The sequence below is a fragment of the Pseudomonas sp. C2B4 genome (assembly GCF_013359695.1).
Classification (GTDB): Bacteria; Pseudomonadota; Gammaproteobacteria; order Pseudomonadales; family Pseudomonadaceae; genus Aquipseudomonas.
Genome location: NZ_JABFMU010000061.1, coordinates 1 through 21,247 on the forward strand (window position 1 = coordinate 1; position 21,247 = coordinate 21,247).

A 21,247-nucleotide genomic window follows, 5' to 3' on the forward strand; every position below is an offset into this window, starting at 1 on the left:
CGCTCCCACAGGGGTACGCGATCAACTGTGGGAGCGAGCCTGCTCGCGAAGAGGCCAGATCCGGCAATCAAAATCTAACGCTCTAGCGCCCGCCCCCCAAATCAACAAAAGTCCCGGTCGCATAAGAAGCCTTATCCGACAACAACCAGATAATCGCCTCGGCCACTTCATCCGGCCGCCCGCCCCGGGCCATCGGGATCGCCGATTCGAGCTTGCTGACCCGATCCGGATCGCCGCTCAATGCATGGAAATCGGTGTAGATGTAACCCGGACGTACCGCGTTGACGCGAATCCCCTCACCCGCCACTTCCTTGGACAGGCCGATGGTGAAGGTGTCGAGCGCGCCCTTGGAGGCGGCGTAGTCGACGTATTCGTTGGGCGAGCCCAGCCGCGCGGCGACCGAGGAGACGTTGACGATGCTGCCGCCCTGCCCGCCGTGCTTGGGCGACATGCGCAGGATCGCGTGCTTGGCGCACAGCACCGGCGCCAGCACATTGGTCTTGAGGATTTTGAGAATGCGGAATTCGGACATCTCGTCGACCCGGGACTTGTGCCCTACGGTGCCGGCGTTGTTCACCAGCGCTGTGACCCGGCCCAGTTCGCTGTCCACCCGATTGAACAGGGCGATCACTTCGTCTTCGATGCTGACATCGGCGCGCACTGCAATGGCCTGAGCACCCAGTGCGCGGACTTGCTCCAGCACACCGTGCGCCGCCTCTTCATCAGACTGGTAGTTGATGCAGATCCGGTAGCCAAGTCCTGCGGCCAACAGGGCTGTGGCGGCACCAATGCCGCGACTGCCGCCGGTGATGACGATGACTTTATCCATGCATGCTTTCCCCGTTTCAAGCGTAAGCGGTCGGGGGGAAGAATAACCGTCCTTTTTGGTTTTTGCATGGTGCGGTTATCGCACCCTGTGGCAAGGTTATTTTCTGTGGCGAGGGGATTCATCCCCGTCCGGCTGCGCAGCAGCCGTAAATTCGGTGAATCCCAATCTGACTGGAAGAATGGGTTTTTCTGAGTAAATTGAGGGCCGCTTCGCGCCCCAACGGGGATAAATCCCCTCGCCACAGATAAATCCCCTCGCCACAAATCAGGCCAGCGCCAACTGCTCCGAGCGATGAATTTCCACCATGAAGCGCTCGGCCGGCAACGGATGACCGAGCAGGTAACCCTGCAACGAATCGCACCCAAGCTGGGTCAGGAAGTCCTGTTGCACGCCGGTTTCCACGCCTTCGGCGACAATGCGCAGGCCCAAGGCCTGGCCGAGGGCGACGATGGCGGAAACAATGGCCGCGTCATCGCTGTCACGTTCCAGGTCACGCACGAAGCCACGGTCGATTTTCAGTTCGTTGGCCGGCAGGCGCTTGAGGTACATCAGGCTCGAATAACCGGTACCGAAGTCATCGATCGACAGATCGACGCCCATTTCCGACAGTTCCTGCAGCACCGTCATGCTGGCATCGGCATCGCTCATGGCGGTGGTTTCAGTGATCTCCAGGGTCAGGCTGTTGGCCGGCAAACGGTGCGTGTCCAGCGCCTTGGCGACACTTTGCACCAGCCCGGCGTGGCAGAACTGCAAGGCAGAAAGGTTCACCGCGATGCGCCAGTCGGTATAGCCCAGCACATACCACTCGCGCATCTGCCGGCAGGCTTCGTTGAGCACCCAGTCGCCAATCGGAATGATCAGCCCGCTCTTCTCCGCCAGTTCGATGAACTTGTCCGGCAGCAACATACCCTGGGTCGGATGCTCCCAGCGCAACAACGCTTCAGCGCCGACAGGCTTGCCGTTATTGGCATCGAACTTGGGTTGGTAATACAAACTGAACTGCCGTTCTTCAACGGCGTTGCGCAGGTCCTGCAGCAGTTGCAACTGCTTGCGCGCATTGCCGTTCATCGAAGCATCGAAGAAGCTGTAGCCGTTCTTGCCTGCGCCCTTGGCGTGGTACATCGCGGCGTCAGCGTTCATCAGCAATTCATGGGCGGTCTGGCCATTGCCCGGGTAGAGCGCGATGCCAACGCTGGCGGAGATTTGCAGATCATGTTCAGCGACGCGGAACGAACGCGCGATCAACCCCACCTGACGCGCCGCGAGGTTCATCGCGTCATTCTGTTCGCTCAATTGCACCAACAGCACGAACTCGTCACCGCCGATGCGCGCCAGGGTGTCCTGGCTGCGTAGATCCTCGCGCAGCCGCAGGCTGACTTCACGCAACAGTTGATCGCCCATGTGATGGCCGAAGGCGTCGTTGACCGGCTTGAAGCCATCCAGATCGATGAACATCAACGCAAAACAGCCACCCTCGGCGTTCACCCTGGACATCGCCTGATCGATGCGGTCGGCCAGCAACACGCGATTCGGCAGGCCGGTCAGGGTGTCGTGCAGGGCCAGTTGGGTCAATTCACGATTGGCTTCGGTCAGCGACAGGGCCAGGCTGGCGGTGCGGGCTTCCAGGCGCGCATCGAGGATCGAGGTCAGCAAGGCGATGCTCAGCACCGCGAGGGTGGTGATCAGCACCAGGTTGTCCAGGCCATTGCCGTTCAGGCCGTTGCTGGCCGCTCCGCAGAAACTGCCGTCCGGAAAGCGTGCCGCCGCCATGCCGGTGTAGTGCATGCCGACGATCGCTATGCCCATGATCACCGCCGCACCGCCACGGATCAGGCGCACATGGGGCGTGTGCTGGCGCAGATGAAATGCGATCCACAACGCCGCCCCGGAAGCGCCGACCGCAATCAGCAACGAGGTGCTGAAAAGAGTCGGGTCGTAATCGATCCCCGGTTGCATGCGCATGGCGGCCATGCCGGTGTAATGCATGGCGCTGATTCCCGCCCCCATCACCAGTGCGCCAAAAGCCAGTTGCCAGGCCGGCAATTGCGGCTGACTGACCAGCCACAGGGCAAAACCGCAGGACAGGATGCCGATCAGCAGCGACAGCAAGGTAATAGTGAGGTCGTAACCGAGGTCGATGGGCAGTTTGAACGCGAGCATGCCAATGAAATGCATCGACCACACGCCAATACCCATGGCAAAAGCGCCGCCTGCCGTCCATAAATGCACGGCCCTGCCCTTGGCGGTGGCAATACGCCCGGTCAGGTCGAGCGCCGTATAGGAAGCAAGGATCGCCACGCAAAGCGAAATGACAACCAGCGTTGGAGAGTAACTACCGATGAGCATAAGACGTCTCGCCACCGCCCCCCGTACTGCTTCCCTTCTCGGTGGGGCAAATCGGGCGATTGTACTGATTGCGTAAAAGAACGCACTGAAAAAGTAATCATTTAGCCATCAGTCCGATGAAACGCTTGTTTTAAGGTTTCACCTTAACCCGGTTACTGCCTGAAAACACCGAAACAGACGCGTTTGCCCCGCACGGCACAGAGCATTGTGGCGAGGGGATTTATCCCCGTCGGGACGCGGAGCGGCCCCTGCAATTGCTGCTACAACGAGTCAGCCGTCATTACGACCGCTTCGCGCTCGAACGGGGATAAATCCCCTCGCCACAGGGAAAGCGTTTCCCCAAAGGCCCGTGACTTACTGCTCGTTGCTCGCTTGAAGCTGCCCATCCCACCCGCCACCCAACGCCGCAATCAACTGCACGCTGGCGATCAAGCGGCTCTGCAACAGGCTCAACGCCGTACGTTCATTGTTCAAGGCCGTGGCTTGAACCACTACCACGTCCAGATAGGCAATCACGCCGGCCTTGTACTGGTTCTGGGTCAGGCGCAGGGATTCGCGCGCCGCGTCCAGGGCCTGCTGACGAACCACGGCTTCATCCTCCAGGACCTTGAGCTGAACCAGGAAGTCTTCCACTTCTCGGAAACCGTCGAGTACGGTCTGGCGGTATTTGGCCACGGTTTCATCGTAGGCCGCTTCGCTGCGATCCACTTCTGCCGAACGCTGGCCACCGTCGAACAAGGTCATGGCCAGTTGCGGCCCCACCGACCAGAAACGGTTGGGCACGCTGAACAGGTTTTTCGACGTACTGCTGCTGTAACCACCGTTCAGACTCAGGGTCAGGTCCGGGTAATAAGCCGCCTTGGCCACGCCGATGTTGGCATTGGCGGCGATCACCGAGCGCTCGGCGGACGCAATGTCCGGGCGTCGCTCCAGCAGTTGCGAAGGCAGGCTCAGCGGCACCTCGGGCAAGGCCGGAATGTCCTGGGTTTCAGCCAGCTTGAACTCCGCCGGCGGCAGACCGATCAACACGGCAATGGCGTTTTCGAACTGGGCGCGTTGCCAGATCAGATCGACCATGTCCGCTTCGGTGCTCTTGAGCTGAGTCTGTGCCTGGGCCACCGCGTCCTTGCCGGAAACACCCGCACGGTACTGGTTTTCAGTCATTTTCAGTGAGCGCTGGTAGGCCTCGACGGTCGCTTCCAGCAGACGCTTTTGCTCATCGATGACCCGCAATTGCAGGTAGTTCTGTACCAGTTCCGACTGTTGGCTCAAGCGCATCGCCGCCAGATCGGCGTAGCTGGCCTCGGCATTGGCGGTGTCGGCTTCAAGACCACGACGCAGCTTGCCCCACACATCCGCTTCCCAACTGACCCCGGCCTGCGCGGTGTAGGTATCACGGATACCGCTGGACGAACTGGTCAGGCTCGAACTGCTGCTGCCGGTGCCCTGGCTGGAGCGGTTTTTCCCGAGGGTCAGGTCCACCGTCGGGAAAAACGCGCCCCGGGCGCTGCGCACCAAAGCCTGGGCCTGGCGGTACTGGGCTTCGGACTGGGCAACCGTCTGGTTGGCGCTGTTGAGTTTCTCGATCAGACCATTGAGTTGCTGATCACCGTACAGCTCCCACCAGGCGCCGCGGGCCAGGGAGTCGCTTGGGCTGGCCTGACGCCAGCCGGCGGCTTCCTTGTACTCCATCGGCGCAGCCGTTTGCGGACGCTGGTAATCCGGGCCGATGGCGCAGGCACTGAGCATCGCCGCGCACAGCGACAGGCTCAGCAACCGCGAGCCTCGGGAGGAGATCAGCGGTGTGGCCAGGTTGAACAGCGAACGGTCAGTCATAGCGGAGTTTCCAGAGCAGCATCGGTACGCACACCTCGCCAGTGGTTGAAACGATGGCGCAGTTTATCGAGATAGAGGTAAACCACCGGGGTGGTGTAAAGGGTCAGCACCTGGCTGAAGATCAGCCCGCCGATGATGGTCAGGCCCAGCGGCTGGCGCATTTCCGCCCCTTCGGCACGGCTCAGCAACAACGGCAAGGCGCCCAGGATCGCCGCCAGGGTGGTCATCAGGATCGGTCGCAGGCGTTGCAGGCACGCATTGCGGATCGATTCCAGCGGTGCCATGCCTTGCTGGCGTTCGAGTTGCAAGGCCAGGTCGATCATCAGAATGGCGTTTTTCTTCACCACGCCGATCAGCAGGAACAGCCCCAGCAACGAGATCAGGCTGAATTCGCCGCCCAGGGCATAGATCGACAGCAATGCGCCGACGCCCGCCGAAGGCAAGGTCGAGAGAATGGTCAACGGATGAATGTAGCTTTCATAGAGCACCCCTAACACCAGGTACACCGCCACCAGCGCCCCGAGAATCATGAACGGCTGGCTTTTCTGGGTCGCGGCGAAGGCATCGGCGGTGCCGGCCATTTTGGCGATGACATCCTCCGGCAGACCTACAGCGGCAATGGCCCGCTCGATGGCGGCACCGCCCTGCTCCACCGTCACGCCTTCGGCCATGTCGAAGGCAATGCTTTCCGAAGCGAACTGGCCTTCATGGCTGACCCGGTCGTCTTCCAGGCTGTTTTCATAATGGGCAATGGTCGACAGCGGAATCCGCGCGCCGTCGGCGGTAATCACCTGGACCTGATTCAGGGTGATCGGGTCCTGGGCGTATTTCGGATTGACCTCCATGACCACCTGGTACTGGTTGAGGCTGTCGTAGATGGTCGATATCTGCCGCTGGCTGTAGGCGTTGTTCAGTACCGCGGTGACCATGTCCATGTCGACGCCCAGGCGTTTGGCCTGGTCGCGGTCGACGATCAGCGTCACCTGCTGTGCACCGCGACCTTCACGTGCGTCGATGGCGGTCAGTTCCGGCAAGGCCTTGAGCGCGGTGACCACTTTCGGATACCACTCGCGCAACGCCCCCAGATCGCCGCTTTGCAGGATGTAGGAGTATTGCGACGTGGTCTGCTCACGGCCACCGCCGAATTGCAGGTCCTGGTCAGCCATCAGCATCAACTGCGCACCGGGGACCTTGGGCATTTCCTTGCGCAGGCGTTCGATGACTTTTTGCGCAGAAATATTGCGTTCCTTGATGGGCTTGAGGCGCACCAGCATGAACGCGTTGTTGGTGCCGTTGGTGCCACCGATGAAACCGGCGACGCTTTGCACCGCATCGTCCTTGAGCACGGCGCGGCGGAAAATCTCCATTTTCGGCTGCATCACGCTGAACGACAGACCGTCATCGCCACGCACGAAACCGATCAACTGGCCAGTGTCCTGCTGCGGCAGGAAGGTCTTCGGCACGACCACGTACAGGGCAACGTTGACCCCGACGGTCACGATCAGGCTGAGCAAGGTCAAGCGGCGATGGCGCAGCACCCAGTCGAGGCTGGTGGCGTATTTGCCGACCATCCATTCGTTGGTGCGCTGGCTCCAGCGTTGCAGGCGGTTTTCCTGGCCCGGCGTGTGCGGTTTGAGCCAGCGGGCACAGAGCATGGGGGTCAGCGTCAGCGAAACCACCAGCGAGACCACGATGGCCGCCGCCAGGGTGATGGAGAATTCGCGGAACAGACTCTCGATGATCCCGCCCATGAACAGGATCGACAGGAACACCGCCACCAGCGACACGTTCATCGACAGCAAGGTGAAGCCGACTTCCTGGGCCCCGAGATAGGCGGCCTTCATCGGTTTGATGCCTTCGTCGATGTGCCGGGAAATATTCTCCAGCACCACGATGGCGTCATCCACCACCAGCCCGGTGGCCAGAATCAGCGCCATCAAAGACAGGTTGTTGAGCGAAAAACCGTAGAGGTACATCACCGCGAAGGTGCCCACCAGCGACACCGGCACCGCGAGGGTCGGGATCAGCGAGGCGCGGAAGTTCCCGAGAAACAGGAATACGACCAGGATCACCAGGGCCACGGCGATCAGCAGGGTCATTTCCGCTTCGTGCAGCGTGGCCTTGATCACCGGCGAGCGGTCCATGGCCAGGTTCAGCTTGACGCTGGCCGGCAACACTGCTTGCAACGCCGGCAACTGGGCCTTGATCTCGTTGACCGTCTCGATGATGTTGGCACCGGCCTGACGGTTGATCACCAGCAACACGGCCGAGTCGTCGTTGAAGAAACCGCTGTTGTAGCGGTCTTCGACCCCGTCGCTGACCTTGGCCACGTCCTTCAGGCGCAAGGCTGCGCCGTCCGTATAGTGGATGATCAGTGACTCGTAATCCTTGGCTTTCTCCAGTTGGTCGTTGGCCTGCACCTGCCACAGACGCTGGCCGTCTTCCACCGAGCCCTTGGGTCGGCGCACGTTGGCGTTGGCAATGGTGTTGCGCACGTCATCCAGGGCCACACCGTACTGGTTCAGCGCCTGGGGTTCGAGTTCGATGCGCACCGCCGGCAGGGAACTGCCACCGATCTGCACTTCACCGACGCCCTGCACTTGCGACAGGCTCTGGGACAGGATGGTCGACGCCAGGTCATACAGCTGGCCCTTTTCCAGCACGTCCGAGGTCAGCGACAACACCATGATCGGCGCCTGGGACGGGTTGACCTTCTTGTAGGTCGGCATGCTGCGCATACCACTGGGCAGCAGGTTGCGCGAGGCGTTGATTGCTGCCTGCACCTCCCGCGCCGCGCCGTTGATGTCGCGGTCCAGGTCGAATTGCAGGATCACTCGGGTCGAGCCCTGGCTCGAACGACTGCTCATGGTGTTGACCCCGGCGATAGCGCCGAAGGAACGTTCCAGCGGCGTGGCTACGGTGGAAGCCATGACCTCCGGGCTCGCGCCGGGCAGACTGGCCTGCACCACGATCACCGGGAAATCCATTTGCGGCAGCGGAGATACCGGCAACAAGCCAAAGCTCACGCCGCCCAGCAGCATGATCGCCAGGCTCAGCAACATGGTTGCGACCGGGCGTTTGATGAAAGGTCCCGACAGGTTCATTGACCCACCCCTGTGGGAGCGAGCCTGCTCGCGAAGAGGCCCGCATATCCAACATGAATGGTGGCTGATCCACCGCAATCGCGAGCAGGCTCGCTCCCACAGGGTGTACGGTTCAACACGCTCACACCGCCACCTCTTCGTCTCGGGACTTGCCGAAGCGCCGACCCAGGCGATCGAAATACAGGTAGATCACAGGTGTGGTGAACAGCGTCAGAATCTGGCTGAGCAACAGGCCCCCGACCATGACCAGACCCAACGGCTGACGCAATTCCGCGCCAGACCCCGTGGCCAGCATTAGCGGCACCGCACCAAACAACGCCGCCAGGGTGGTCATCAGGATCGGCCGGAAGCGCAGCAATGCCGCCTGGTAGATCGCGGTTTGCGGGTCCATGCCCTGATTGCGCTCGGCGTCGAGGGCGAAGTCGATCATCATGATCGCGTTCTTCTTCACGATGCCGATCAACAGGATGATGCCGATAATCGCGATCATTCCCAGGTCATTGCCGCTGAGGATCAAGGCCAGCAAGGCACCGACCGCCGCCGAGGGCAAGGTTGAGAGAATGGTGATCGGGTGGATGTAGCTCTCGTACAGCACACCCAGCACGATGTACATGGTCACCACCGCCGCCAGAATCAGCAGCAAGGTGCTCGACAGCGACGCTTGGAACGCCTCGGCGGCGCCCTGGAACTGGGTCTGCACGCCAATCGGCATGCCGATGTCCTTCTGCACCTGCTCGATGATCTGCACTGCATGCCCCAGCGCCACGCCGGGGGCCAGGTTGAACGACATCATCACCGCCGGGAACTGGCCGATGTGGGTGATGGCCAGTTGCGCCTGGCGTTCTTCGATATGGGCCAGGCTGGACAGGCGCACCTGCCCGCCATCGGTGGTCTTGACGTGGATCTGGTCCAGCGCCTGCGGGCCGATTTTCTCGCCGGACTGCGATTGCAGCACCACGCGATACTGGCTGGCCTGGGTGTAGATCGTGGAAATCTGTCGCTGGCCGAAGGCGTCATACAGTGCATCGGTGATGTTCGACACCGACACCCCGACCCGGGACGCGGCATCGCGGTCGATCACCAGATAGACCTGCAAACCCTTGTCCTGCAAGTCGCTGGCGACGTCGGTCAGCTCCGGGCGGTCGGCCAGGGCCTCGACCAGACGACCACTCCACAGGCTGAGCAGTTCGGAGTCCGGCGACGACATGCTGAACTGGTACTGCGTGCGGCTGACCCGGTCTTCGATGGTCAGGTCCTGCACCGGCTGCATGAACAGGCGGATACCGACCAGCTTGTCCAGTTCCGGCTGCAGGCGGGCAATCACGTCGGTGGCGCTCAGATCCCGGTCGCTGTGGGATTTCAGGTTGATCAGCAACCGCCCGCTGTTGAGCGTCGAGTTATCACCGTCGACACCGATATAGGACGACAGGCTCTCGACCGCCGGATCGGCCAGGACCACTTTGGCCAGTTCTTGCTGGCGCTCGCTCATCGCCGCGAAGGAAATCGACTGCGGCGCCTCGGAAATGCCCTGGATCACGCCGGTGTCCTGCACCGGGAAAAAGCCCTTGGGCACCATCATGTACAGGAACACCGTCAACACCAGGGTGCCGATGGCCACCAGCAACGTCAGCGGCTGATGCTTGAGCACCCACTGCAACTTGCGGCCGTAGGCGGCGATCATCCAGTCGATGAAGGCACCGCTGGCCCGGTAGAAGCGGCCCTGTTCGTCTTCCTTGGGCTCACGCTTGAGCAGCCGCGCGCACATCATCGGTGTCAGGGTCAAGGACACCACCAGGGAAATCAGGATCGCCACCGCCAGGGTGATCGCGAACTCGCGGAACAACCGCCCGACCACGTCAGCCATGAACAACAACGGAATCAGTACCGCGATCAGCGACAGCGTCAGGGAGATCAGGGTGAAGCCGATCTGTTTGGCGCCCTTGAGCGCCGCATTCAGCGGGCTGTCGCCCTCCTCGATGAAGCGTGAGATGTTCTCCAGCATCACGATCGCATCGTCCACCACGAAACCGGTGGCAATGGTCAGGGCCATCAGGGTCAGGTTGTTCACCGAGAACCCGGCGAGGTACATCACGCCAAAGGTACCGATCAGCGACAGCGGTACGGCCACCGACGGAATGATGGTGGCACTGGCCCGGCGCAGGAACAGGAAGGTCACCATCACCACCAGGGCGATGGCGATGAGCAATTCGTGCTGCACATCCTTGACCGAGGCGCGGATGGTCTGGGTACGGTCGGTCAGCACGACCACGTCAAGGCCAGCCGGCAGGTTGTCGGTAATGCTCGGCAGCAAGGCCTTGATCCGATCCACCACTTCGATGACGTTGGCGCCCGGTTGCCGCTGGATGTTCAGCAGCACCGCCTGGTTTTCGTTGGCCCAGGCCGCCAGACGTTCGTTTTCGGCACCGTCGACGATCTCCGCCACGTCCTTGAGCCGCAACGGTGCGCCGTTGGCATAGGCCAGGATCAGGTTGGCGTAGTCCTGGGGCGAGGTCAGTTGATCGTTGGCGTCGAGCATCGACACCCGGGTCGGGCCGTCAAAGTTACCCTTGGGCTGATTGACGTTGGAGGCGCCGATCAGGGTGCGCACGTCCGACAGGTTCAGGCCATTGGCCGCCAGGGCCTCGGGATTGACCTTGATCCGCACCGCCTGACGCTGGCCGCCGGCAATGCTGACCATGCCGACGCCACTGATCTGGGCGATTTTCTGCGCCATGCGGGTGTCGACCAGATCATTGAGCTTGGGCAACAGCATGGTCTTGGAGGTAATGGCCAGGGTCAGCACCGGCGTGTCGGCCGGGTTGACCTTGTTGTACACCGGTGGCGCCGGCAAGTCCTTGGGCAACAGGTTGGTCGCGGCGTTGATCGCGGCCTGCACCTGCTGTTCGGCGACGTCCATATTGATGTCGAGGCTGAAACGCAGGGTCAGCACCGAAGCGCCGCCAGAGCTGGTCGAGGCCATCTGGGTCAGGCCGGGCATTTGCCCGAACTGCCGCTCCAGCGGCGCGGTCACGGCGCTGGTCATGACATCCGGACTGGCGCCCGGATAGAGGGTCATGACGCGAATGGTCGGGTAATCGACCTGAGGCAGTGCCGACACCGGCAGCAGTCGATAGGCGATCACGCCGGCCAGAATGATGGCCAGCATGCTCAGGGTGGTCGCTACCGGACGAAGGATGAACAGCCGCGAGAGATTCATGCGCCGCCCTTTTTCGCCTTGTCGGCAGGTGCCGGCTCAACGGTATTGGTCGCCGATCCGCCTTGCAGATGGCCTGCGGGGCTGGTTGGTACTTGCTGCGGGTCGTTGACCACTTCCACGTCGCTGCCGTCCTTCAGGCGGTCGGTGCCCTCCAGCACGACGCGATCACCTGCGGCCAGGCCTTCGGTGACCACGGTGTTTTCACCGTCACTGGCGCCGATTTTCAGTTGGCGGATCTTGACCTTCTTGTCGCCGTCCAGGGCATAGACGAACGTGCCGTTGGTGCCGAACTGAATCGCGGCGGACGGTGCGAGGATCACGTTTTTGAGGGTATCGGCCAGCAGGCGCACGTTGACGAACTGGTTGGGGAACAGCGACTGGTCGCGGTTGTCGTAACGCGCCTTGAATTTCAGGGTGCCGGTGGTGACGTCGATCTGGTTGTCCAGGCTCTGCAACACACCGGTGGCCTGCAGCTTGGTGTCACCGCGATCCCAGGCTTCGGCGGGCAGTTTGGCACCGCTGCGATAGCGTGCGAGCACGGTATCGAGGCTGTTCTCCGGCAAGGTAAATGCCACGCTGATCGGTTGCGTCTGGGTGATGATCGCCAGCGCCGTGGTGTCGTTGGCCGCGACGAGGTTGCCGACGTCAAGCTGACGCAGGCCGACGCGACCGGCAATCGGTGCGCGGATCTTGGTGAATTCAAGGTTGAGTTTGGCGTCGTTGACCGCTGCCTGATTGGTCTTGACCGTGCCCTGGAATTGACCGACCAGTGCTACGGCGGTATCCAGGGTCTGCTTGGCGATGCTGTCTTCCTTGTAAAGCCCGGTATAACGCTCGACATCCACCTGGGCGTTTTTCAACTGCGCCTGGTTCTGCAGCAAGGTGCCTTCAGCCTGGAGCAAGGCGTTCTGGAACGGGCGCGGGTCGATCTCGGCCAGCAGGTCGCCAGCCTTGACCATCTGCCCTTCCTCGAAATAGATCTTGACCAACTCACCGGCGACGCGGCTGCGCACGTTGATGGTATTCAGCGCGGTGACCGTGCCCAGCGCCTTGTAGTACAGCGGGAAGTCACCCTTGACCACCGGCGCTACGCGCACCGGAACCGGCCCCGATGCGCCGCCGAATCCCGGACGCATCGCACCAGACCTGCCCGTGTGCCCGGCCACGGCTTTTGGCTGCGCACCCTCTTTCGGCGCAGCGCCCCCGGGCCAGAATTTCCAGCACAGGGCGGCGATGACCAACAGGACAAGCAGGCCAAACAGCCAGCGACGGGGACTACGGGAAGCAGAGGATTGCATTGAGTGATCAACCATTGGGCGCGTGGGCTTCTTTTACATGAGGCTGAACGATAAGCACTGGCGGGTCTTAAGCAAAGCGCCTTTACCGGCAATTTACCTTCGGCTTACGTAACAGGAGATTTGTCCAAGATACTGAAACACAAATGAAAACGGCCTGGACAGGGCCAGGCCGTTAACAATTGTAAAGCTTTACTTATTTCAGAACGGCAAGGGCCGCTTCGTAGTTCGGTTCTTCAGCGATTTCCTTGACCAGCTCGCTGTGCAGCACGTTGTCGTTCTCGTCCAGTACCACTACGGCACGGGCGGTCAGGCCTTTCAGTGGACCGTCAGCAATGGCCACGCCGTAGTTCTCGATGAACTCGGCACCGCGCAGGGTCGACAGGTTCTGTACGTTTTCCAGGCCTTCGGCGCCGCAGAAACGCGCCTGGGCAAACGGCAGGTCAGCGGAGATGCACAGCACCACGGTGTTGGCGACGTCGTTGGCCTGAGCGTTGAACTTGCGCACAGAGGTGGCGCAGGTCGGGGTGTCAACGCTTGGGAAGATGTTCAGCACTTTGCGCTTGCCGGCAAAGTCTTTCAGGGTAACGTCGGACAGATTGCCGGCCACCAGGGAAAAGGCTGGCGCCTTGGAACCGGCTTGAGGCAGCTGGCCGTTGACTTGAACCGGGTTGCCTTTAAGAGTCACTTGAGCCATGAACGGAGTCCTTCTGAACGTTGTTGTGGAGAATGGTGAAGAGGCCGAAGTTAACCACGAAATCGATCGGCGACCTACCCCGGATACAAAACTTGCATACACCCCCAATCCCCTGTGGGAGCGAGCCTGCTCGCGAAGACGTAATGCCAGGCAATGCGGTAGTCGACTGATACACCGCATTCGCGAGCAGGCTCGCTCCCACAGGATCAGGTTCAGACCGGCAATCGCCGAATTCGTCACCCGCCCAGCACACAGCGTACCCCCCTCTCCCTCCACCACCCGGTGTTCATGACGAAAGGCGCGCATCGGGCCTTGAGCATTTCGTCGACGAATTGCGCAATGTTCTACGACTGTGTTGTCGATCCAGCCAGTGGTCATTCGACTATAAGTGAGTCATCCCAATCCAACGGAGAACAACCATGCGCTTCATGATCATCGTAAAAGCCAGCCAGGACTCCGAAGCCGGCATCATGCCCAGCACCGAACTGCTGACTGCCATGGGCAACTACAACGAAGAATTGGCCAAGGCCGGCATCCTTCTCGCCGGAGAAGGCCTGCACCCCAGCAGCAAAGGCGCCCGCGTAAGCTTCTCAGGCGACAAACGCATGGTCATCGACGGCCCGTTCGCCGAAACCAAGGAACTGATCGCCGGTTACTGGCTGTGGCAAGTCAAGTCAAAGGAAGAAGCCATCGAATGGGTCAAGCGCTGCCCCAACCCGATGCCGGGCACCGAAGCCGAAATCGAGATTCGCCAGGTATTCGAGGCAGAGGATTTTGGTGAAGCATTGACGCCGGAGTTGCGTGAGCAGGAAGAGCGGGCGTTTGGACGGGGGGAAAAGTGTTGAGTACTGCTTTAAACAGTCTTTGAAAACGCTGTGGCGAGGGAGCGGGTACTCTCGCCACTTGGACTGCTTCAGAGATTCATCGCGAATGACACCTATCAGTTCTGCTAGTGGACTGCATCTGCATCAAGGGTGAAGCTGAGCATCTCCGTCCAAGGGAATCTCTGGGGCATTGGTGATGCGCAAAATCAGGCTTTGTCTCTACGCGTACGACCCATTGGATCGGCTCGTCAGGACGTCACCAGTGATAGATGCCGAATCTCAACGCTTCTATTGCAAAGGCCGTTTAGCTACAGAAATTCAGGGCCAACTGAAAAAGTCGATTTTCCAATACAACGAACAACCTCTCGCAGAGCAACTAGACGGCGGAATAACAATGGGTATACGGCTGCTCGCTACCGATAAGCAACAATCGATACTGCATTCCGTTGGCGCCAATCTGACTCAACCCATTGCCTATTCACCATACGGGTGCCGGTACGGCAGCGGTTGGTTAAGTCTTCTGGGGTTCAATGGAGAGAGGCAGGACCCGGTGACCGGGCGTTATTTTTTGGGGAACGGATATCGAGGTTTCAATCCGATATTGATGCGTTTTGACACCCCGGACAGTTGGAGTCCATTCGGGAAAGGGGGACTCAATCCATATGTGTATTGTCTGGGAGATCCAGTCAATCGCAGGGATCCGAGCGGGCATTTTTCCTTCTGGGATGACCTCATCCGATTTGCAGGGCGAGCGCATACGGGAAGAGGCACTGCTTCGCGAATGGTGGGATCCAGCATTCCCGTACGTCCAACCATGCCCAATCCAGGCGCAACCATGGCCGCCCCATCCGCCACAATACTGGAGCCCATCACAACACCCTTCACCTATCGGCCAATTGGCGCAAACATCAGGCCCCATAACACCTCTGGCCTGACAGGCTCACTTGATTCATTGACCTCTTCCCACTCCACGGGCTCCTTACGCTCACCATCTTCCTCCCTCGAATCTCTCCAATCATTCGGTTCAATCAGTTCAAGAAGCTCAACCAGCTCCACTGAGTCAGCATTTTCCAGTTCAAGGCGAGGATCCTTCTCAACAATTTCAGTTTGGTCCGGTTCTGGCAGGCGCAATGACCTTACGTGGGGTTCAAACGAATCGTTGAACTCGGTTTCAACCTATTCATCGGGAACGTCCCCTCGTGTGACGATTGAAGACTCAGTGTTGACTTTCGATTCTCAGGGAAACGTTTCATATCTTCCGGACCCGGTATCCGACCAAACCTCGCGGATCAGGCGTTGATTTGGACAGATTGGGGATTCAACGGTCGATCATGCTTGTGTAACCAGTTGCCAACCGGGTGCTGGACAATCTTGGTCTGGCGTAGCCAGCCAGCATCTGCGCGTCATCGTTCTTCGCGTTGTGTCAGGGCCATATCTCTTCCAAATCCACAGCAAACATCGCATCCAACCCAATGATCCGCATTAACTTTTTAGTACACAAAAAAACCAAAAAACTTGTACAAAAAACTAAAGAATTAACCCCTCCGACTGGCTAACCCCCATTTAGCTGCTAGCTTCAAGAGACGTGTCCTACAACCTTGATAGCAAAGAGATTACGTCGTAACGGCCGCCAAGTGCCGAGTCGTCCATATGAGCCACCAGGGAATCGGGGAATCATGTTGAAGATATTGGGGATGCACGTCTTTCTAGTGGCCACTTCGTTCGCGCCGTTCATGTGCGCACACGCCGACAACGCCGAGACTGCCAACAAAAGCAACAACCCGCTGAACCTCGCCCCGGGGATGAACCTGCAGGATTACTACACCCCGAAGTATTACGACTCCAACATTCACACCAATGACCTGCTGGTACGCGGAACGCTGCCGATTGCCCCCAACGATTTCATCGGTGTGCCGCAACTGCTGCGCGCCACCGCACCGATCAGCACCCGCCCCGATCCGAACGGCGGCTACAGCACCGGTGAAGGTGACCTGAATCTGTTCGATATTTTCCTGCTCAAGACCGAGGGCGTGCAGTTGGGTATCGGCCCGCAAATCACCGCACCGTTCGCCGATCAGGACGAACTCGGCACCGGTAAGTGGCAAGCCGGGTTCGCCGCCGTGGCAATCGATTCTTCACCTCGCGGCCTGCTGGGTGCATTGGTGCAGTACCAGAGTTCATTCGCCGGCGATCACGACCGCCCACACGTCGAAACCGCCACCGTGCAGCCCTTGGTCATCCACAACCTTGAACACGGCTGGTACCTGCGCTCCACCGGCATCTGGACCTACGACCTGAAGAACGACACCCACTACATCCCCCTCGGTTTGGGTGGCGGAAAAGTCTGGAAGGACGGGCCTAATATTCTCAACGCCTTCATAGAACCGCAGTGGACAGTCGACCACAAGGGTGATGGCCTGCCGAAATTCACACTCTTCGCCGGCCTCAACGTCACGTTTGGAAAGTGAGGACATTGCCATGCACATCGCCATTCGCGCCGCCGGTTTCAGCCTGATGACCATGTTCGTCAGCTGTGGGGTCGGCGCTCAGGATCTGGATACCGGCCCCGCTTACACCGCCGTGCAGCCTACGCCCGCAGGCGGCACCGGCCACTGGAAAATGCCGTTACCGACACCCGTAAACCAACACAATCGATAAGCGAAGCCAGGCATGCTCAGGACTTTTGCAGTACCCCCTTTATTGGCCCTGTGCATGGTCGCCGGCAGTCCGCTGGTGATGGCGGCAGAAGGCGGTGGTGGCCGGCCGATGACCGGCCTGCAGGTATTTTCCAATGCCGGGATCGTGCCACCGGAACCTGGCTGGGTCATGTCGTTGAGCAGTTTCTGGTACGACGGTGAGCTTAAAGGCAACACACAAGTGCCAATCGTTGGCGCCTTGAGTACCGGCCTTGACTTGAAGGTGTCCTACACCATGGCCAACTTCACCCATGTCTGGGACACCGGCAAAAGTCGCTGGAACTACGCCTCGGCCATCGGCGTGCCGGTGCAATACACCGACATTACCGCGAGCATCACCGGGGCGCGTGGCAATACCCTGGGCACCGAGGACACCGCCACCCAGTTCGCCGACCTTCTGGTGACACCCATCGCTGCCGGCTACCACTTCGACGAGGTCAACCACCTCTCGCTGTCGCTACCGATCTACCTGCCGACCGGCGCCTATAACGATGATCGCCTGGCCAACGCCGGACAGAACAACTACACCTTCATGCCCACCGTGGCCTTCACCCATCTCGATGGCAAGGGGGGTGAATTCACTGTGTCCGGAGGGCTTGAGTTCTATACCGAAAACGACGCCACGGACTACAAGAACGGCGACCTCTTCACCCTCGACGCACTCTGGACCCACGGCTTCGGCAATGGCTGGAGCGCCGGCATGGTGGCCGGTTACATCCAGCAGCTGACCGACGACTCCGGATCAGGCGCCAACAGCGGCTTTCGCGGGCGCTCGGTGGGTGCCGGGCCGACTGTGGGCTGGCAAGGCAAATTCGCCGATGCCCAGGCCAATATCAATGCCCGCTGGGTGCCGGAGTTCGACACCAAGAACCGGCCCGAAGGCAACGGTTTCAGCGTCAACCTGACCCTGGCGTTTTTCTAGGAGCTTGCATGACCGTACTCAATGATCTCAACGCCCTTCAAGCCAGCATCGCCGAAGCGGTGTTGGGCCAGGATCAGGTGATCCGGCAAATCCTCCTCGGCCTGCTGGCCAACGGGCATTTGTTGCTGGAAAGCCTGCCGGGGCTGGCCAAGACCCGCACGGTCAAGGCGCTATCCAGGCACCTTGACGCGAAGATGAGCCGCATCCAGTTCACCCCGGACTTGCTGCCATCGGATATTACCGGCGCCGAAGTGCTGCATCAGGTCGACGGCAAAAACGAGATCCGTTTCCAGCCGGGGCCCTTGTTCGGCAACCTGATCCTGGCCGACGAGATCAACCGCGCGCCAGCTAAGGTCCAGGCCGCGTTGCTCGAAGCCATGGAAGAACGGCAGATCACCGTGGCCGGCAACAGTCATGCGCTGCCGGATCTGTTCATCGTGATCGCCACGCAGAACCCGATCGAGCAGGAAGGCACCTACCCGCTGCCGGAAGCGCAAATGGACCGCTTCCTGATGAAGGTGCTGCTCGATTACCCGAGCGCCGAGAACGAAAGCCAGGTCCTGCGCCTGTTGCGCGAAGAAGAGCAAGCCCTGGGCGCCAAGGTGGCTGCGGTGCAGGGCTTCGCCCTGGCCCAGGACGTGATCTTCGCTGCGCGCCGGGAAGTCAGTGCCGTACACGTCTCGACGGCCATCGACCGCTACCTGATCGACCTGATCAACGCCACCCGCCATCCCGCCGACTACGATGCCGACCTTGCGCGCTGGATCGCCATCGGCGCCAGTCCCCGCGGCGGTATCGGCCTGGACCGTTGCGCCCGCGCCGATGCGTGGTTGCAGGGCCAGGATTTCGTCTCGCCGGATAACGTGCGTGCGGTGGTGCACCCGGTGCTGCGTCATCGCCTGCAACTGAGCTACGACGCGGTCGCCGATGGCGTGACGGCCGATCAGGTACTCGACCGCTTGCTCGACAAAGTGGCGATTCCCGCATGAATGTCGATGGTCTGGTCTATGTCTCCCTGGCGCAGCTGATGGCCCTGGAGTTCAAGGCCCGTGACCTGAGTTTTCTCGCCCGCCAGCCCCAGGGCAGCATTCTCGCTGGCAACCATGCCTCGCGCCTGCGTGGCCGTGGCTTGAATTTCGATGAATTGCGCCGTTATCAACCCGGCGATGATTTGCGCCACCTGGACTGGCGCGCCTCACTGCGCACCGGAAAGCCGGTGGTGCGTACCTTCACCGAGGAGCGGGACCGCCCGGCGCTGATTCTGGTCGACCAACGCATGAGCATGTTTTTCGGCTCGCAGCGTAGCTTCAAATCCGCCCTCGCCGCCGAACTCGGCGCGCTGGCGGCATGGATGGTGTTCAACGCCGGCGACCGGGTCGGTGGACTGGTGTTCAACGACCAGCGCATCGATAGCGTTGCGCCGTTGCGCAGCCGCAAGCGGATCGAAGCGCTGTGCAGCCGTATCGTCCAGCAGAATCAGGAATTGAGCGCGGCCAATCCGGACGCAGAAGGCGAAGACCAGCTCGACAAGGTGTTGCAACAGTGCCTGGCGCTGGCGGGGCATGATCACCTGATCTGTATCGTCAGCGACTTTGCCGGTGCCGGCGAACGTACCTTGCAGCTGATGCGACAGCTGGCGGCACACAACGATGTCATCGCCATGCAGGTCTACGATCCGTTGGCACTGAACCTGCCGAACAATGGCCGCTTGCTGATCACCCAGGGCCAGTTGCAGGTGGAACTGGCGGTTGAGCGTCGACAGGTGCACCAGCCGCTGGGCGATTTTCTCAGCGGCCGGCTCAAGGACGTTGCCACCCTGCTGCGCCGCAGCCAGGTGCCGTTGATGATGTTCAGCACCGCCACCGAGGCGCACGAGCAACTGCGTACGGAACTGGGCAAGCGGGCCGGGGCACGGCCATGAATCCGAACATCCCGAGCATCGAGCAACTCAAGGAGATCGCCCTTCCGGCGCCGGTCAGCTATGCGCCACAGACCTGGGGTTGGTGGGTGTTGCTCGGGTTGCTGGTGATCACCGCGCTAGTCATCGCCGCCCGGCGCTACTGGCAATGGCGGCGTGATCGTTATCGGCGCGAGGCGCTGGTTCGCCTGGCGCAGTTGCAGCAGCGCAGTGATGACTTGAACGCGTTGCGCGAACTGCCAGAGCTGCTCAAGCGCACCGCCCTCTCAATGCCCAACACAAATCCCCCTGTGGGAGCGAGCCTGCTCGCGAAGGCGACCCGACATTCAACACATGAGGTGACTGACACTCCGCTTTCGCGAGCAGGCTCGCTCCCACAGGGTCCTGCGCCGTTTGGGGGGAAGGATTGGCAAACCTTCCTCCAGCAGCACATTCGGCAGCCCCTGCCCGCCGATTTCAGCCAGCAACTCGCCCAACTGGCCTACGCCCCGGACGCCACCCTGCGCGCCCTCCCCGCCGAACACCGCCAACAACTGTTCGACACCTGCAAACACTGGGTGGAGCATCATCATGTGGCAGCTTGATTACCCCTGGTTGTTGTTGCTGCTGCCCTTGCCGTGGTTCGGCTACCGCTACCTGCCCGATTACCGCGAGGCACGTAGCGCGGTACGAGTACCGTTTTTTGCCGCCATGAGTCGTGCGGTCGGCCAGGCACCGAGCCAGGCGGGCACCCGCAGCAACCGTTGGCAGTTGCTGTTGAACCTGTTGGTCTGGGGGCTGTTGCTATTGGCGGCGGCCCGGCCGGTGTATGTGGAAAAACCCATCGAGCGCCAGCAACCGGTGCGCGACCTGATGCTGGCCATCGACCTTTCGCAGTCGATGGAAACCACCGACTTCACCGACGCCAACGGCGAGAAAATAAATCGCCTGGCGGCGGTCAAGGACGTGGTGCACGGCTTCATCGACAAGCGCAAAGAGGATCGTCTCGGTCTGATCGTGTTCGGCAGCGGCGCGTATCCGCAGGCTCCACTGACCCTCGATCACGCCAGCCTGTCGCTGTTGCTGGACGACACCGGCATCGGCATGGCCGGCCCCAACACGGCCATTGGCGATGCCATCGGCTTGAGCCTCAAGCTCCTGGAGCAGGCCCAGGAACAGGAAAAAATCCTGATCCTGCTCACTGATGGCAATGACACCAGCAGCGCCATCACCCCGGATCATGCGGCGCAGATGGCGGCCGCCAAAGGCGTGGTGATTCACACCATCGGCATTGGCGACCCCGGGGCTTCCGGCGAATCCAAGGTCAACCTCGACAGCTTGCAACAGATCGCCGAAGCCACCGGCGGCAAGTTCTTCCGCGCCGAAGACCGCAACGCGCTCAACGAGGTCTACAGCACCCTCGACACACTCACACCCCATCAAGTGAAAACCCTCAGTCATCAACCGAAAAAGGATCTGTTCTGGTGGCCGCTGGGGGCGGCGATAGCCCTGCTCGCGCTCTATCACCTGGGCGCCTTGCTGCGTCCACGGCTGTCCATTGCCCGCCAGCGCCAGGAGGCTTGA

Annotated in this window: 16 protein-coding genes and 1 pseudogene; 9 read left to right on the forward strand and 8 right to left on the reverse strand. The window is 60.8% G+C overall.

The genetic code is table 11. The features are described from left to right. Positions 1-82 precede the first annotated feature (82 nt). The 7 genes from HNQ83_RS26225 to tpx form a co-directional block, all read right to left on the reverse strand. Positions 83-829 carry an SDR family oxidoreductase gene (locus tag HNQ83_RS26225; protein WP_175391708.1) on the reverse strand — a complete coding sequence of 249 codons (747 nt, stop codon included), beginning with the start codon at positions 827-829 and terminating at the stop codon, positions 83-85. A 264-nt stretch (positions 830-1,093) separates the two neighbouring features. Continuing rightward, positions 1,094-3,175 (reverse strand): bifunctional diguanylate cyclase/phosphodiesterase, encoded by a 2,082-nt coding sequence (locus HNQ83_RS26230; RefSeq protein ID WP_175391710.1) that lies wholly within the window; start codon positions 3,173-3,175, stop codon positions 1,094-1,096. A 354-nt stretch (positions 3,176-3,529) separates the two neighbouring features. Continuing rightward, positions 3,530-5,011 carry an efflux transporter outer membrane subunit gene (locus tag HNQ83_RS26235; protein ID WP_175391712.1) on the reverse strand — a complete coding sequence of 494 codons (1,482 nt, stop codon included), beginning with the start codon at positions 5,009-5,011 and terminating at the stop codon, positions 3,530-3,532. Then, the gene (locus HNQ83_RS26240) at positions 5,008-8,115 is read right to left on the reverse strand and encodes an efflux RND transporter permease subunit (protein WP_175391713.1); all 3,108 of its coding nucleotides are present in this window, start codon (positions 8,113-8,115) and stop codon (positions 5,008-5,010) included. The genes HNQ83_RS26235 and HNQ83_RS26240 overlap by 4 nt, the downstream gene beginning before the upstream one ends. A 121-nt stretch (positions 8,116-8,236) precedes the next feature. After that, complete coding sequence (locus HNQ83_RS26245) at positions 8,237-11,332, reverse strand: MdtB/MuxB family multidrug efflux RND transporter permease subunit (RefSeq protein ID WP_175391715.1); 3,096 nt, start codon at positions 11,330-11,332, stop codon at positions 8,237-8,239. Next, entirely contained in the window at positions 11,329-12,645 is a 1,317-nt protein-coding gene (locus HNQ83_RS26250) for an MdtA/MuxA family multidrug efflux RND transporter periplasmic adaptor subunit (RefSeq protein WP_175391717.1), read from the reverse strand. The genes HNQ83_RS26245 and HNQ83_RS26250 overlap by 4 nt, the downstream gene beginning before the upstream one ends. A gap of 178 nt (positions 12,646-12,823) precedes the next feature. After that, the gene (tpx, locus tag HNQ83_RS26255) at positions 12,824-13,324 is read right to left on the reverse strand and encodes a thiol peroxidase (protein WP_046032182.1); all 501 of its coding nucleotides are present in this window, start codon (positions 13,322-13,324) and stop codon (positions 12,824-12,826) included. Positions 13,325-13,743: 419 nt separating this feature from the next. On the opposite strand from tpx, the gene HNQ83_RS26260 reads away from it, so the two are divergent. After that, entirely contained in the window at positions 13,744-14,169 is a 426-nt protein-coding gene (locus HNQ83_RS26260) for a YciI family protein (protein WP_175391719.1), read from the forward strand. Positions 14,170-14,542: 373 nt separating this feature from the next. Then, positions 14,543-14,848 (forward strand): annotated as a pseudogene (locus HNQ83_RS31345) (RHS repeat-associated core domain-containing protein); the annotation flags it as partial. Positions 14,849-15,033: 185 nt separating this feature from the next. On the opposite strand, the gene HNQ83_RS31350 reads toward HNQ83_RS31345, so the two are convergent. Beyond that, on the reverse strand, positions 15,034-15,279 hold the full coding sequence (locus HNQ83_RS31350; RefSeq protein ID WP_256669238.1) for a hypothetical protein: 246 nt from the start codon (positions 15,277-15,279) through the stop codon (positions 15,034-15,036). Positions 15,280-15,824: 545 nt separating this feature from the next. On the opposite strand from HNQ83_RS31350, the gene HNQ83_RS26270 reads away from it, so the two are divergent. The 7 genes from HNQ83_RS26270 to HNQ83_RS26300 are packed head-to-tail and all read left to right on the forward strand — an operon-like array spanning position 15,825 to position 21,247. Then, positions 15,825-16,616 carry a hypothetical protein gene (locus HNQ83_RS26270; protein ID WP_175391722.1) on the forward strand — a complete coding sequence of 264 codons (792 nt, stop codon included), beginning with the start codon at positions 15,825-15,827 and terminating at the stop codon, positions 16,614-16,616. 10 nt (positions 16,617-16,626) lie between these two features. Further along, positions 16,627-16,806 carry a hypothetical protein gene (locus HNQ83_RS26275; protein ID WP_175391706.1) on the forward strand — a complete coding sequence of 60 codons (180 nt, stop codon included), beginning with the start codon at positions 16,627-16,629 and terminating at the stop codon, positions 16,804-16,806. Positions 16,807-16,818: 12 nt separating this feature from the next. Continuing rightward, complete coding sequence (locus HNQ83_RS26280) at positions 16,819-17,766, forward strand: transporter (RefSeq protein ID WP_175391724.1); 948 nt, start codon at positions 16,819-16,821, stop codon at positions 17,764-17,766. A gap of 8 nt (positions 17,767-17,774) precedes the next feature. After that, on the forward strand, positions 17,775-18,755 hold the full coding sequence (locus HNQ83_RS26285) for a MoxR family ATPase (protein ID WP_175391726.1): 981 nt from the start codon (positions 17,775-17,777) through the stop codon (positions 18,753-18,755). After that, positions 18,752-19,687: a DUF58 domain-containing protein gene (locus tag HNQ83_RS26290; RefSeq protein WP_175391728.1), complete on the forward strand. Its 936-nt coding sequence runs from the start codon at positions 18,752-18,754 to the stop codon at positions 19,685-19,687. Before HNQ83_RS26285 ends, HNQ83_RS26290 begins: the two co-directional genes overlap by 4 nt. Then, positions 19,684-20,268 carry a DUF4381 domain-containing protein gene (locus tag HNQ83_RS26295; protein ID WP_175391730.1) on the forward strand — a complete coding sequence of 195 codons (585 nt, stop codon included), beginning with the start codon at positions 19,684-19,686 and terminating at the stop codon, positions 20,266-20,268. The genes HNQ83_RS26290 and HNQ83_RS26295 overlap by 4 nt, the downstream gene beginning before the upstream one ends. Next, positions 20,255-21,247, forward strand: a complete 993-nt coding sequence (locus tag HNQ83_RS26300; protein ID WP_175391732.1) for a VWA domain-containing protein — start codon at positions 20,255-20,257, stop codon at positions 21,245-21,247. The genes HNQ83_RS26295 and HNQ83_RS26300 overlap by 14 nt, the downstream gene beginning before the upstream one ends.

Coding starts and splice junctions, on each gene's coding strand:
- HNQ83_RS26270 (WP_175391722.1), top strand. CDS start 15,825: ATGTTGAAGATATTGGGGATGCACGTCTTTCTAGTGGCCACTTCGTTC.
- HNQ83_RS26260 (WP_175391719.1), top strand. CDS start 13,744: ATGCGCTTCATGATCATCGTAAAAGCCAGCCAGGACTCCGAAGCCGGC.
- HNQ83_RS26275 (WP_175391706.1), top strand. CDS start 16,627: ATGCACATCGCCATTCGCGCCGCCGGTTTCAGCCTGATGACCATGTTC.
- HNQ83_RS26240 (WP_175391713.1), bottom strand. CDS start 8,115: ATGAACCTGTCGGGACCTTTCATCAAACGCCCGGTCGCAACCATGTTG.
- HNQ83_RS26295 (WP_175391730.1), top strand. CDS start 19,684: ATGAATCCGAACATCCCGAGCATCGAGCAACTCAAGGAGATCGCCCTT.
- HNQ83_RS26230 (WP_175391710.1), bottom strand. CDS start 3,175: ATGCTCATCGGTAGTTACTCTCCAACGCTGGTTGTCATTTCGCTTTGC.
- HNQ83_RS26250 (WP_175391717.1), bottom strand. CDS start 12,645: ATGGTTGATCACTCAATGCAATCCTCTGCTTCCCGTAGTCCCCGTCGC.
- HNQ83_RS26300 (WP_175391732.1), top strand. CDS start 20,255: ATGTGGCAGCTTGATTACCCCTGGTTGTTGTTGCTGCTGCCCTTGCCG.
- tpx (WP_046032182.1), bottom strand. CDS start 13,324: ATGGCTCAAGTGACTCTTAAAGGCAACCCGGTTCAAGTCAACGGCCAG.
- HNQ83_RS26235 (WP_175391712.1), bottom strand. CDS start 5,011: ATGACTGACCGTTCGCTGTTCAACCTGGCCACACCGCTGATCTCCTCC.
- HNQ83_RS26290 (WP_175391728.1), top strand. CDS start 18,752: ATGAATGTCGATGGTCTGGTCTATGTCTCCCTGGCGCAGCTGATGGCC.
- HNQ83_RS26245 (WP_175391715.1), bottom strand. CDS start 11,332: ATGAATCTCTCGCGGCTGTTCATCCTTCGTCCGGTAGCGACCACCCTG.
- HNQ83_RS26225 (WP_175391708.1), bottom strand. CDS start 829: ATGGATAAAGTCATCGTCATCACCGGCGGCAGTCGCGGCATTGGTGCC.
- HNQ83_RS26285 (WP_175391726.1), top strand. CDS start 17,775: ATGACCGTACTCAATGATCTCAACGCCCTTCAAGCCAGCATCGCCGAA.
- HNQ83_RS26280 (WP_175391724.1), top strand. CDS start 16,819: ATGCTCAGGACTTTTGCAGTACCCCCTTTATTGGCCCTGTGCATGGTC.